Raw genomic sequence first — 11,762 nt, forward strand, 5'->3', positions numbered from 1 at the left:
TTGACGATGTCAAAGATTATGTACATCGGAGGTCCGTGGTGACGCATGAAGAGAAGCGCTCCTGGATCATGCTGGTCGTCGCCGTGGTCGCGTACACCGCGTACCTGGTCACCGTCGTGAGCCGCGCGGGCGGACGGCCGCTGCCCGACGTCCCCTACGCCGCCACCCTGCTGTGGACCGTCGGCGCGGCCATCGTGGCGTCGATCGTGGCCGAGATCGGGATCGGTGTCGTGACCCCGAGGGCGTCTCGGGCCAAGGACGTGCGGGACAGGGAGATCGGGCGGCTCGGCGAGTACACCGGTCAGTCGTTCGTCGTCATCGGCGCGGTCGCGGCGATGCTCATGGCGATGGCAGGGTGGGACCGGTTCTGGATCGCCAACGTGATCTATCTGTGCTTCGCGCTGTCCGCGGTCCTCGGCTCGATCACGAAGATCGTCGCCTACCGCGGGGGCCTCCCCCAGTGGTGAAGCCGACACGCGTCACGAACTCCATCCGCTCGCTGCGCTTCGCGAACGACGAGATGACGCAGGCCGAGCTCGCCGCGCGCATCGGCGTGACGCGGCAGACCGTCATCGCCATCGAGCAGGGCCGGTACTCACCGAGCCTGGAGATGGCCTTCCGGATCGCCCACGTGTTCGGCGTCCGGCTCGACGACGTGTTCCAGTACCCGGACTCCCCGGAGGGGACGGCATGAGGGCGGTCGTCCGGGATGTCGACGGCTCGGCTGCCGTATTTCCGCCGCACGACATCAAGGCGGGCTCAGAGCGCACCACGGAGCCGCCGGGCGGGGCGTGCCGTGCCCCGGCGGTTCGGGGCCGCTCCGGGCCTGCCCGGCCACCCGGTGACCACATGGTGACACCCCGGCCCGTAGCGGGCGGGACCATACAAGACAAGGAGCGTTGGAATGAAGGACACGCGAGCGAGGCTCTCCCTAATGTGGATCTTCGTGATGTTCAACTATCTCTACTGTGACATCGTGGGGCTGATGGACTCCGGGATGTTGCGGCAGTACCTGGCCGGGAGCGTGGGCGGAATGGACATCAGCCAGGGGTTCCTGCTGGGCGCCTCGGTGCTGATGGAGATTCCGATCGCCATGATCCTGGCCTCCCGGCTGCTGGAACGCCGGGCGAACCGCTGGGCCAACATCGTCGCCGGCACGGTCATGACCGTCGTTCAGCTGGCGACGCTGTTCGCCGGTTCTCCGGCCGGTTACTACCTGTTCTTCAGCGTCGTCGAGATCCTGTGCACGGCACTGATCGTCCGTTACGCGTGGACCTGGCGTGCCGCGGAGACCACCCCCGCCCCGGATCCGTCGTTGCTCCCCGGCTGATCGGCCGCGCGCCCGGCGCCGGCGTCCGGCCCGGGGTTCCCCGGCGCCGGATCAGGCCGGTGCGGTCAGCACGATGTGGTGTCCCTCGGGGAGCCGGAGGACGAACTCGCGGGTGCCCCAGGGTTTCTCGGCGGGCGGATGGACGACGCGGGCCCCTGCCGCCACCGCGCGCCGGTGGAGCGCCTCGAACTCGGTCCCGGCGTCGAGATACAGCGTGACCCGTGCGATCCGCCAGCGCCGCGTCGCCACGAGCCGAAGCCGCGGCCCGACGCTCCACGGGCCGAAGCCCACGCCCGCCACGTACGGCGGGTCGCCCGCCGTGAAGAGCGTCCTGCCGCCCAGTGCGGCCTCCAGCAGGGTGAGCCCGGCCGTCACGTCCCGCACGGGGAGGGCCACCTCGGCGTTGAGCACGGCGGTGGGTTCGCCAGCGGCCGCCCGCCCCAGCACGACCATCTCGTGTGGCCGCTCACGGTGCGGGTACCGCTGCGCCAGCCGGCCGCGTTCGGCGAGCCCGATCCGGCGGGCCACCGCCAGCGAGCGGTCGTTCGCGGCCTCCACCCATGCCTCCACATGGGCCAGGCCCAACCGGTGGAGCGCGTGCCCCACCGCGGCGTCGGCCGCCTCGGTGGCGAGGCCACGGCCCCAGGCGTCCCTGCGCAGCAACCAGGTCAGCCCGGGAACGGCGACCCCGCCCAGCAGCCCGACCATGCCGGCGGGCTCACCGCCCTCGGCGAGCGATATCGTCCACAGATGGGCGCCGGGGCGGCCGGCGCCCTCCCGCAGCCGCTCCCGGGTGGCCGCCACGTCGGCGCAGACCGGATGATTCCACCAGCGCATCACCTCGGGGTCACCGAACGCGGCGTGCAGCCCCGGGGCGTCGCGGTCCGGGTCCAGTGGGGCTAGGCGCAGCCTGGAAGTCGTCATTTCCACCAGGAGGTCCTCCAGAACAAGATCCCTTCCTTTTCTATCATCTCCCGGATCCGGCGGCCGGGAGATGCCCGGGAACGGGCCGTCCCAGCACGCGTTCGGCCGTTGTCACGGAGAGCCCGCGGTCCCGCACGAGATGGCGGAAGATCAGCGCCGGCGCCTCCTCCGGCTTCACATCCAGGTTCCCCAGCCGGCGGGAGATCGAGCGCAGCCGCTCGGTGTAGGCCCCGGGCAGCCGTCCGGCGACGCCGCTCAGGATCGTGTACTCCGAGGACAGGTAGAGCCGGCGCAGGTCGGAGGCGTGAAAAACGCGGCTGTAGTAGGAGATACCGCCCACGTGCACCACCTCGTCGGTCATGTCCTGCTGCCACACCCGATGCTCGTCCGCCGCGCTCTGCTCGGCGAACATCGCCTGCGTTCGATGGGCCAGGGGTCGTACCGGGTGGGTCCGGTAGCCCGCGGTCGCCGCCATGAGCTGGTAGGCGACGAGGGTGTCGAAGAACGGCGAGGCGCCGGGCGACCTCGGCCTGCCACGTTCGTCGGCGGGCAGCACCTGCAGCAGCATCCGGCGTTGCCGGGGCGTGGGCACACGGCAGTAGGTCCGATGGTGCAGGGTCGGCACCATGGAGCCCTCCCAGTCGTAGTTGGTAGGGCTCATGTAGCGGTTACGGCGCCGCAGCTCGCGGACGGCCTCGACGTTGACGGCCACGAGGTGCGTGCAGCCGATGGGGATCCCGGGGGCCGCCTCGTAGGTCCAGACGGCGTTGACCGCGGCGTCGCCCGGGAACCGCATCATGTCGCTGAACAGTGAAGGTTCCAGCACGAAACAGTCGATGTCCATGTAGGCGAAGTCGAACCGGTTGGTGGCGAAGAGGAACTCCCACGCCGTGTTGTCGTCGATCTCCAGCCCCACGTTGTGGAAGGGGCGGTCGAGGTTGTCCCGGATCCACCTCTGCTCGTCCTCCGACAGCCCGGAGCCGAGGAGGACCAGGTTGACATCGGGGGGAACGTGCCGCTCCGCGCTGACCATCCAGTGCATCAGGCCGGTCGTGAAGAACATGAACACCGGATCGCGCTTGCGCTCCAGCCGGTGGTAGAAGCGCTGGAAGGCGATCAGCTCCGGGCGTTCCTGGCGGGCGAGGCGGTGGTCGCGCCGCGCCACCCGCACGCGTGCCGGAACCGTCCGGCGCACCACGTGCCGCAGCGCCTGGCGCAGGCCGTCGTAGGTGGCGGCGAACGCCAGGATGTTCCCCCACTCGTCCCGAACCTCCAGAGTCCGCTCCGAGACCCCGGTGATCCCGATGCCGAACTCGATGCTCGCCCGGTCGGCCCGTAGCCGCGCCGCGACCCGGTCGATGTCGTCAACGAAGAACAGCGCGTCCCAGGACCCGTCGGCGAACCTCCGGTGCGAGAGGCTCCCCCCGTCGTCCGGCGCGGCCTGGAGCAGCAGCGACCCTTCCGCCCGGCGGGCGAAGACCATGGCCGGCGGATCTCCCATCGATTCGACCAGGTCGAAGCCGAGGACGTCCCGGTAGTACTCGGCTGCGCGGTGCAGGTCGCCGACGAGCAGGCAGGGTACGCCCTCCGCTCCGCTCAACGACCACCAAGACTGCCCCATAACGGTTCCCTCCGGTCCGGAAAGCGGCTCAGCGAACCGCCTTGAACGCCGCTCGCGCTTCGGTGACGACGGTCTCGACGTCGCCGTCCGTCAGTGCCTGGTGCAGCGGGAGGCAGAGCGTCTCCTCCGCCGCGCGCTCGGCGCCGGGCAGTCGCTCCCGGGATCGGTAGGCTGCCACGAGGTGCAGCGGCGCGTAGCGGAACGTCGTGTAGACCCCTCGCTCGTACAGTCGCCGCGCCACCGTGTCGCGAGCCGACGGGCTCATCTGCACCCAGTAGAAGTAGGCGGAGGACGCGTGCCCCTCCGGCAGCGGCGGCGGGCACCTCACGTTCTCCACAGTGGACAGGTGCTCGTCGTAGTAACCGGCGATCGCCCGCCGGCGTTCCACGAACTCCGGGAGTCGTCGTAGCTGCACGCTGCCGATGGTGGCCGCGATGTCGTTGGTGATGGAACGGCGGGCGAACGCGGTCACCTGGAACTCCCACCACCGGTCCCGGGCACCGGCGCCGGTGTAACCGCCGTCCTGCTCCAGGCCCAGGTGGATGAGGCTCCTCGCCCGGGCCGCGAGTGCCGGGTCCCGGAGGTACAGCATTCCGCCGTCGCCGGTGACGAGGATCTTCATCGCGTCGAAGCTCCACACCCCGACATCGCCGAAGGTCCCGCAGGCGCGGCCGTCCACCCGGGACACGACGGCACAGGCGGCGTCCTCGACGAGCGCGACGCCACGTTCCCGGCACAGGGCCGCGATCTCCGCGACGTGCCCGGGGTAGCCGCCGTAGTGTAGTAGCACCACGGACTTCGTGCGTGGGGTGAGCTTCTCAGCGACGTGCCCGGCGGTGGGGTTCAGGGTGTGCGGGTCCACGTCGCAGAAGACGGGGCGCGCCCCCCGTGAGGCGATCGCGTTGGCCGCGCCGACGAAGCTGATCGAGGGGAGCACGACCTCGTCGCCGGGGCCGGCCCCCAGCAGCTCCATGGCGAGGAACAGGCCCTCGGTGCAGCAGCTCACCGAGACGACGTGGTTCGGCGGGACGCCGAGGTGCGCCGCGAAGTCCGCCTCGAACGCCTTGGTCCGCGGGCCGCGGCCGATCCAGCCGCTCTCGAAGACCTCGCGGACGGCGGCCAGCTCCTCCTCCCCGAGGGTGGGTTGAAAGACGTTGATCAACCCCATGCCGACGCCTCCGCGGTGCCGGCGGGTGAGGCGGGTCGATCCCCCCGGTGCCAGACGACCTCGTCGCCGCGCACCTCGGCCCCCGTAACCCCTGTGACGGCCATGTAGTAGGCGAGTTCCTCACGCACGGTCGCGTTGGGGTGGAAGACGACCGTGCCGTCGCGGGTCTCCACGCGTTCCATGCCGTGTTCCCGGAGGAAGTCCACCATCTGCTCCTCGAACGTCCGCCGCCGTTGCAGCAGGCGCTCCCGGTGGTCACCGTCGAGGCCGGGGTGCAGGATGTCGAGGATCAGCACCACCCGGTCCTCGGTTCCCTCGTGCCGGACCTCGTGCTCGAACGAGTCGTCGAACACCAGGCACCTCCCCTCCACCCACCGCATCCGCCGGCCGGCGACCCTCAGGGTCAGGCCGGCCGGGACGATGAGCGGGAGGTGGATGCGCAGGACCGCGTTGGTCGGGCCGCAGTGCGGCATGATGTGCGTGCCCGGAGACACTCGCGACATCGTGATGACGCCCGGGCTGAGCGTGGTCACCTCGGGCACCTGCTCCAGGATGCCCGCCGTCACCGGGAACCGCGCGCACACCTGTTCCTGCCATCGGCCGTCGCGGAAGAGGTGGGCCTGCTTCCAGGTGCCCCGCCGGATGAGCGCGCGGTCTTCGACCGTGGGCCTTACCGGGTCCATCGGCGCGTTGAGCACCCGCTCGACCTCGGCCCGTATGCGGGGGTAGTTCTCCTCCAGGTAGCCGGTGAACCAGAACTGCGCCGGGTCGTGCACCGGATGCGCGGCCAATCCGGGAATGTGCTCCCTGGCACGCTGCATCGGGTGATCCCACACCCCCTGCCGGACGGCCTGTTCGGCACACTCCCATGCCTTGTCCGGCTGTTCGGAGTAGTGCCAGGCGTCAATCAGATTGCCGTAATACCGGCGCACCATCTGCATGAGATAAGCGCGTGTCCCGGCGCTCTCGTTCACATCGACCTCCTGTTCCCCGGCCATGACGTCCCCGTCTTCCCGTGCGGCGCCGGCCGCGTCGGCCGATGACGGCGACAAAAAGGCCCGTCCGACGGAATTCATCCACATCCCGGCAATCACACATATTTCCCCACTGCGTATACTCGTTACCTGATTAATTCTGATTCTATTAGACAACCCGGTACGCACCCTGTCGACAGGGCAGGTCGGGCGATATCCATCGTTCTCATCTGCCGTCCGCCGTGGAACGGCCGTCTCCCGGAAACAACCTCTTTCGAAAAAGAGCGGAGCCGTCGGAGTCTCACCGTTGGTGACCTTTGGTGGCCGCGGAGCAGAGGTGCCCTCCCGGGAGGTCGTGCCCGATCGGCCTCGCCGCCGCTACCCGACCGTCCAGCCGGCCGCGTCGAGCCGGGCCCGGCTCCCCGACGCGTCCACCACGGTCACCCGCAACGTCGCGCCCTCGCCGGGGGCGCTCTCCGGCAGCATGATCTTGCTCCGGCGGGCCCAGCCGGAGCCGTCCGGCCGCCGGAAGCTCAGGTAGAGGAAGCGCTCACCCGCCGGGCCGTGCACGTGGGGCCCGGTGAAGTCGAGCGCCCCGCCGCCCCTGCCGGGCCGCACCCGGACGTCGGCCTCGTACCGCAGCGACCCGTCCGGCTCGCGCCGGCCCTCGACCAACCCGCCCGACCTGTCCTGCAACCCCACCTCCCCGTCGTCTCTCGGGTCCGGCCAGACCACCACGACCCGCACGGTCCGCTCCCCCGCCGTCACCGCTCCCCCGCCCCGTCCTCGGCGGCCACCAGGTCGAGGTCGTCCGGCACCCGGAACCCCAGCTCCCGCCGGCAGAAGTGCTCCCACTCCGCGGAGGGGCCGGACCACACCCCGTCCTCGCCGTGCCAGATGGAGCGCGTCACGGTGAGGTCATGGTGCAGGTAGACCACGGTCTCCTCGGTCAGGCCCTCGTCGCGGGCCTCCGACCAGCCTGGAAACGAGCGGAGGGCGCCCAGGAGGTAGGCCTTGCAGTACGGCCGCCAGCCGGTCGCGCCCTCCCCGGTGACCTCCCGCAGCAGCCGGGCCGCGGCCGTCCTCCCGGCCGCCAGGGCGATCTCGTAGGGCGTCCGGCTCTCGGGACCGGTCGCGCGGGGGTCGGCGCCCGCCGCCAGCAGCGCCCGCACCGCCTCGACGTCACCGCGCCCGGCCGCCCAGTCCAGCGCGGCCCAGCCGTGCTCGTCGCGCTCGGCCGGATCCGCCTCACCGCTCAAGGCGGTGCGCAGGGCGTTCACGTCACCCTCGCGCGCCGCCGTGACGAGCCTCGAAGTCCCCGCCATGCTCTCCTCCTGTCCTGGCAGTGCCCGGTGGCCGCCGGGCCGGGTCAGTCCTCGGCCACGAAGTGAACGCAGTTGCCGGCCGGGTCGCGCAGGGCGAACTCCCGCCCCCACGGCCGTTCGCCGATCCCGGTCATCGCCGGGCCGGAGGTGTCGCCGAAGTCGGTGGACACCACCGCGGCCCACTCGGCGTACACCTCGTCCAGGCCGCGCACGCTCACCCATGCCTGGGTGTTGTCCGACACCACCTGCTCCTCCACCCAGCTGATGTAGAGGGTCACGTCGTCCCGGACCACGCCCGCGAAGTCGTCCTCGGCGAAATCCTGAACGAATCCGAGCCGGCTGGTCCAGAAATCGACAGTTCCGGACACGTCACGCGCGGCGAGCACCGGAACGGCACCGGTCAGCTTGGCCACAGCTGTTTCCTCCTCACTAAAGCGCAGGGCACTCATTCAATTGATCTTCTCATATCTCAGCTCGCCGTCGTGGAGTTCCACGGCGGAGGCCCCCATTTTCTGAAGGTGGCGGCGCACCAGACTGACCGCGCCGGTATTCGGTGAAAAGGTTACGCCGTCACCGTGGATTTCAACCCGTTCGATTCCTCGTTCTCTCATATAGGCGGTCATGCGATCGGCAAAGGACGCCCTTCCGGACAACATCCATTCGCGTGTCGCCGCGTCCAGCGCCGGGTGGCAGACGTCCAGCAGGAGGATCACCCGGGGCCGGTCGCCGTCGTGCCAGACCTCGTGCTCGAACGAGTCGTCGAACACCAGGCATCCCCCCTCCTCCCACGTCAGCAGTTCGGTGCCGACGCGGATTCTGGGCCCCTCGGGCACGCGCAGGCCGAGATGGACCCGCAGCCTGGCGTTGGATCCGCCGCAGTGCGGCACGATGTGCGTTCCCGGGTAGAGCCATGACAGGGTCACCACGCCCGGCCCGGCCGCGGTGGCCTCCGGGATACCGTCGACGACGCCGGCGGTGACCGGGAACCGGGCGCAGGCGTCGTCGAACCGGACCCCGGTCTCGTAGAAGGTCACCTGCTCCCAGCGGCCCCGGCCGAGCAGGGGCTCCTCAACCGGCAGGAACCCCTGCTCGGCCGGGCGGGTCACCGCGTCGAGCTCCGCCCGGATCCTCTCGTGGTTCTCCCGCAGATAGCCGGTGAACCAGAAGTCGGCCGGATCGTAGACCGGGCGCGGGTCGAGAGAGGGGACGTAGTGCGTGGGACGTTGCAGCGCGTGCCGCCACACCCCTTGAGTCACCGCCAGGTCGGCGGCCTGGCGGGCGGCCTCGGCGTCGCCGCCGGCCCGCAGGGCGTCGACGAGCTCGGAATAGTGCCGGCGCACGTCGTCGGAGCGGCGAGGTGCCGGATCCGCTCGCATGGGGCGGCTCCCTTCTGTTCGGGTCATGCCCGCTGCGGGGCCAGCCCGCCTGCCGTCACGTGGGCGAGATGGGTGATGTACGCCTTGTGCATGACGGCGGGGTCCATGCGGACGCCGGTGTCGCTTTCGAGGAACCTCGCCCCGCACTCCTCCAGCACCTGAAACCACCGGGTGAAGTAGCCGGTCGCGCGCAGCTCGGCGAAGGACAGCCCGGTCAGCCGGTGGAACCGGGCGAAGTCCACACCCTGCCTGGTCATCAGCGCGCCGCCGACGGGGGCGGTGAGCCGTTCCGGCTCGTCGAGGGTGAACCGGTGCGCCAGGGAGAAGGTGCGGGGATCACTCAGGTACGCCGCGTACCTGGTGTTCTCGTTCCACAGCAGATGGTGCCCGATGATCGACTCGGCGCCGCTGCCAAAGCCGATCTTGTCGCCGGCGAGGTCGTACTTGTAGTTGCCGTCGTGGTCCTCGTGGGCGGCGTCGCGGACCCAGTATCCGTGGCAGTACTCGTGGTAGCCGGCCCGCCCCAGCGACTCCATCGCCATCTCGTAGACGGCGACCATGTCGTGCTGCCGGTGGGCTTGGAGGAACTCGCGGTCCAGTTGCATGGCCATCACCGTCTTCGGCGTGGCGCGGTACGGGTAGACGGAGATGTGCGGCGGGTCCAGTTCGAGGACCTCCTCCAGCGTGCGGAGGAAGGACTCCCGGTCCTCACCGGGGAAACCGGAGATCAGGTCGACGTTGAAGTTGGTGATCCCCGCCTGGCGCAGCATCGGGACGGCGGCCAGTGCCTGCTCACGGCTGTGGGCCCGGCCCGCCTTCCGGAGCTGGTAGGGGTTGAGCGACTGCAGCCCCACGCTCACCCGGTCGACGCCCATCTCCCGCATCGCCGCGAGCTTGTCCGGGTCGAGGTCGTTGGGGGTGGTCTCCATCGACCACTGGACGAGCCCGGAGAGGTCGAACGAGTCGTCCAGCGCGGCCTTGATCGCCCGCATCTCGTCCGGAGCCAGCCGGGTGGGGGTGCCGCCGCCCCAGTACATCACCGTCGGCCGGTAGCCGAGCCTGGTCAGCTGTGGCCCGTAGAAGCGGATCTGATCGCACAGCGCGGCGATGTAGGGGGACCTGCCGGCGGCGGCGCTGCGCAGCCTCCCCACCTGGATGTCGGTGACCCAGTCGCAGAAGTGGCACTTCGACGAGCAGAACGGGATGTGCACGTACACCGCGAGTTGCCTGACGGGGTCGTCCCCGACCACCTCGGCGATCGCGGTGAGAAGGTGCCGCGGGCTGATCGTGCGTGGTTGGTTCACCGGTTTCCTCCCGGTGCTCGTTCGGTCGGTCCTGTGGTGGCCAGCGCGTGAATGCGCCGGATGATGCCCGTGGTCGACGCGTCGTCGACGAGGCGGAGCAGGTGCACCACACCGCCCAGCCGCTCCACAAGCGGTGCCTCGGGAAGCGTCCGGAGGGTGTAGTCGGCACCCTTGACGTAGACGTCGGGCCTGACCGCCTCGATCAGGTCCGACGGGCTGTCCCCGCCGAAGGGGACGACGAGGTCCACGCAGCTCAGCGCCGCCAGCACGCGCATCCGTTCGGGCAGCGGGTTCACCGGGCGCCGCGCCCCCTTGACCCGGCGCACGCTCTCGTCGGAGTTGACGCCCACGACCAGCACGTCGCCCAGTTCCTTGGCCCGGCCGAGGAGCGAGACGTGGCCGCCGTGCAGGATGTCGAAGCAGCCGTTGGTGAACACCACCCTCTGGTCTCTGCGGCTCGCCTCGGCACGCCAGCCGAGCACCCCGTCCAGGGTGCCGATCTTGGTGGTGCCGGAGAGCCTGCGCCGCAGCTCGCCGGCGTCGCAGACGGCCGTCCCGGGGCCGGCGACGGCGGCGCCGGCCGCCGCCGAGGCGAACTCCGCGGCGGCTCCGGTGTCGGCGCCGACGGCCAGCGCGAGCGCGAGCGCCACGGTGAACGTGTCGCCGGCCCCGACCGTGGACCTCGCCGCACCGCCGCGCGCGTAGGTGCGCGTGGGGGGCCGGCCGTGCTGGAACACCAGGGCGCCCTCGGCGTCCAGGGTCAACGCGACCAGGTCCGCGCCGGTGCGGGCGAGCAGGTCGCCGCCGAGGCCGTGGACGTGCCGGATCCGGTTCCGGCACGGGATGTCCGGAACGCCGGCCGCGCGCAACGCCTCGGCGTAGTTCGGTTTGATCGCGGTGGCCCGCAGGCCGCGGAACGCCGCAGGGTCGCGGGAGTCCACGACCACGGTGCCCGGCCCTCGGCCGCGGCGTGCCGCGAGCTCGGCCACCAGGGGCGGGGTCACCACGCCCGAGGCGTTGTCGGACACGATGAGGACGTCCGCCGTGGCCAGCTCGGCGTCCAGCCCGCGGATCAGCTCGCCCGCCGTCCCGCCCGGGATCGGCGTGACCTCCCCCCTGTCCAGCCGGAGAAGCATCTGCCCATCCGCCAGCACGCGTTGGCGGAAGGGCGTCGCCCTGCCGGGTACGCGGAGCAGGCCGTGGATCGCGACGCCGTGTGCCCTCAGCACCGTGCCCAGCCGATCGGCGTCGGCGTCCGCGCCGAGCACCGACAGCAGCGTGGGCGTCGCGCCGAGCGCGCGGGCGTTGACCGCGGTGTTGGCCGCTCCCCCGGCCTGCTCGACATCGGATTCCACGGCGACGGCCGGCACCGGCGCCTCCCGGCACATCCGGTCCGACCGGCCGTAGGTGTAACGGTCGAGAATCGCGTCGCCGATCACGAGCACCCGCAGCCCCGCGACCGCGTCGAGCACGCCGACCAGGTCCGTGTTCACGGCCTCTCCCCCGCCAGGATCCGCTCCAGCCGTTCGGCCATGCCAGCGACGGTGCGGGTCTCCAGCAGCAGCTGGATCGACAGCTCCGTGCCGGCCATCTCCTCGGTCAGGCCGATGATCCGGATCGCGGCGACGGAGTCCCCGCCCAGTTCCAGGAACTCCTCCTGCGGCCCGATGCGCTCAAGGCCGAGCACATCGCACCAGATCACGGTGAGCCTGTCCGTCAACCGGCGGCGTCGCCGTGCCC

Annotated in this window: 14 protein-coding genes; 3 read left to right on the forward strand and 11 right to left on the reverse strand. The window is 70.8% G+C overall.

Going from position 1 to position 11,762, the window contains the following annotated elements:
• Nucleotides 1-38: 38 nt before the first annotated feature.
• From ACWEF2_RS00400 to ACWEF2_RS00410, 3 genes are all read left to right on the forward strand, one after another.
• On the forward strand, nucleotides 39-467 hold the full coding sequence (locus ACWEF2_RS00400) for a hypothetical protein (RefSeq protein ID WP_453810833.1): 429 nt from the start codon (nucleotides 39-41) through the stop codon (nucleotides 465-467).
• On the forward strand, nucleotides 461-694 hold the full coding sequence (locus ACWEF2_RS00405) for a helix-turn-helix transcriptional regulator (RefSeq protein ID WP_453810834.1): 234 nt from the start codon (nucleotides 461-463) through the stop codon (nucleotides 692-694). Before ACWEF2_RS00400 ends, ACWEF2_RS00405 begins: the two co-directional genes overlap by 7 nt.
• A 210-nt stretch (nucleotides 695-904) precedes the next feature.
• Nucleotides 905-1,330 (forward strand): DUF6326 family protein, encoded by a 426-nt coding sequence (locus ACWEF2_RS00410; RefSeq protein WP_453810835.1) that lies wholly within the window; start codon nucleotides 905-907, stop codon nucleotides 1,328-1,330.
• Between the two features lie 51 nt (nucleotides 1,331-1,381).
• Here the strand turns inward: ACWEF2_RS00410 and ACWEF2_RS00415 are convergent, their stop codons facing one another.
• From ACWEF2_RS00415 to ACWEF2_RS00465, 11 genes are all read right to left on the reverse strand, one after another.
• Entirely contained in the window at nucleotides 1,382-2,254 is an 873-nt protein-coding gene (locus ACWEF2_RS00415) for a GNAT family N-acetyltransferase (protein WP_453811075.1), read from the reverse strand.
• A 43-nt stretch (nucleotides 2,255-2,297) separates the two neighbouring features.
• Complete coding sequence (locus ACWEF2_RS00420) at nucleotides 2,298-3,875, reverse strand: VOC family protein (protein WP_453810836.1); 1,578 nt, start codon at nucleotides 3,873-3,875, stop codon at nucleotides 2,298-2,300.
• Nucleotides 3,876-3,903: 28 nt separating this feature from the next.
• On the reverse strand, nucleotides 3,904-5,043 hold the full coding sequence (locus tag ACWEF2_RS00425) for a DegT/DnrJ/EryC1/StrS family aminotransferase (protein ID WP_453810837.1): 1,140 nt from the start codon (nucleotides 5,041-5,043) through the stop codon (nucleotides 3,904-3,906).
• Nucleotides 5,034-6,041 carry an aspartyl/asparaginyl beta-hydroxylase domain-containing protein gene (locus tag ACWEF2_RS00430; RefSeq protein ID WP_453810838.1) on the reverse strand — a complete coding sequence of 336 codons (1,008 nt, stop codon included), beginning with the start codon at nucleotides 6,039-6,041 and terminating at the stop codon, nucleotides 5,034-5,036. The genes ACWEF2_RS00425 and ACWEF2_RS00430 overlap by 10 nt, the downstream gene beginning before the upstream one ends.
• A gap of 354 nt (nucleotides 6,042-6,395) precedes the next feature.
• Nucleotides 6,396-6,764, reverse strand: a complete 369-nt coding sequence (locus tag ACWEF2_RS00435) for a DUF5990 family protein (RefSeq protein WP_453810839.1) — start codon at nucleotides 6,762-6,764, stop codon at nucleotides 6,396-6,398.
• Nucleotides 6,765-6,781: 17 nt separating this feature from the next.
• Complete coding sequence (locus tag ACWEF2_RS00440; RefSeq protein WP_453810840.1) at nucleotides 6,782-7,342, reverse strand: ankyrin repeat domain-containing protein; 561 nt, start codon at nucleotides 7,340-7,342, stop codon at nucleotides 6,782-6,784.
• Between the two features lie 44 nt (nucleotides 7,343-7,386).
• Nucleotides 7,387-7,755 carry a bleomycin resistance protein gene (locus ACWEF2_RS00445; RefSeq protein WP_453810841.1) on the reverse strand — a complete coding sequence of 123 codons (369 nt, stop codon included), beginning with the start codon at nucleotides 7,753-7,755 and terminating at the stop codon, nucleotides 7,387-7,389.
• A 36-nt stretch (nucleotides 7,756-7,791) separates the two neighbouring features.
• On the reverse strand, nucleotides 7,792-8,718 hold the full coding sequence (locus ACWEF2_RS00450; RefSeq protein ID WP_453810842.1) for an aspartyl/asparaginyl beta-hydroxylase domain-containing protein: 927 nt from the start codon (nucleotides 8,716-8,718) through the stop codon (nucleotides 7,792-7,794).
• A 23-nt stretch (nucleotides 8,719-8,741) separates the two neighbouring features.
• Nucleotides 8,742-10,022: a coproporphyrinogen-III oxidase family protein gene (locus tag ACWEF2_RS00455; RefSeq protein WP_453810843.1), complete on the reverse strand. Its 1,281-nt coding sequence runs from the start codon at nucleotides 10,020-10,022 to the stop codon at nucleotides 8,742-8,744.
• Nucleotides 10,019-11,515, reverse strand: a complete 1,497-nt coding sequence (gene rfaE2 / locus ACWEF2_RS00460; protein ID WP_453810844.1) for a D-glycero-beta-D-manno-heptose 1-phosphate adenylyltransferase — start codon at nucleotides 11,513-11,515, stop codon at nucleotides 10,019-10,021. The genes ACWEF2_RS00455 and rfaE2 overlap by 4 nt, the downstream gene beginning before the upstream one ends.
• A complete protein-coding gene (locus ACWEF2_RS00465; protein WP_453810845.1) occupies nucleotides 11,512-11,724 on the reverse strand; it encodes a phosphopantetheine-binding protein in 213 nt (70 codons plus the stop codon). Before ACWEF2_RS00465 ends, rfaE2 begins: the two co-directional genes overlap by 4 nt.
• Nucleotides 11,725-11,762 lie beyond the last annotated feature (38 nt).

It is taken from the genome of Streptosporangium sp. NPDC004631 (assembly GCF_053601935.1).

Excerpts from the sequence above, each read along its gene's own strand:
- ACWEF2_RS00410 (WP_453810835.1), top strand. The coding sequence starts at position 905 with ATGAAGGACACGCGAGCGAGGCTCTCCCTAATGTGGATCTTCGTGATG.
- ACWEF2_RS00415 (WP_453811075.1), bottom strand. The coding sequence starts at position 2,254 with ATGACGACTTCCAGGCTGCGCCTAGCCCCACTGGACCCGGACCGCGAC.
- ACWEF2_RS00420 (WP_453810836.1), bottom strand. The coding sequence starts at position 3,875 with ATGGGGCAGTCTTGGTGGTCGTTGAGCGGAGCGGAGGGCGTACCCTGC.
- ACWEF2_RS00425 (WP_453810837.1), bottom strand. The coding sequence starts at position 5,043 with ATGGGGTTGATCAACGTCTTTCAACCCACCCTCGGGGAGGAGGAGCTG.
- ACWEF2_RS00430 (WP_453810838.1), bottom strand. The coding sequence starts at position 6,041 with ATGGCCGGGGAACAGGAGGTCGATGTGAACGAGAGCGCCGGGACACGC.
- ACWEF2_RS00440 (WP_453810840.1), bottom strand. The coding sequence starts at position 7,342 with ATGGCGGGGACTTCGAGGCTCGTCACGGCGGCGCGCGAGGGTGACGTG.
- ACWEF2_RS00450 (WP_453810842.1), bottom strand. The coding sequence starts at position 8,718 with ATGCGAGCGGATCCGGCACCTCGCCGCTCCGACGACGTGCGCCGGCAC.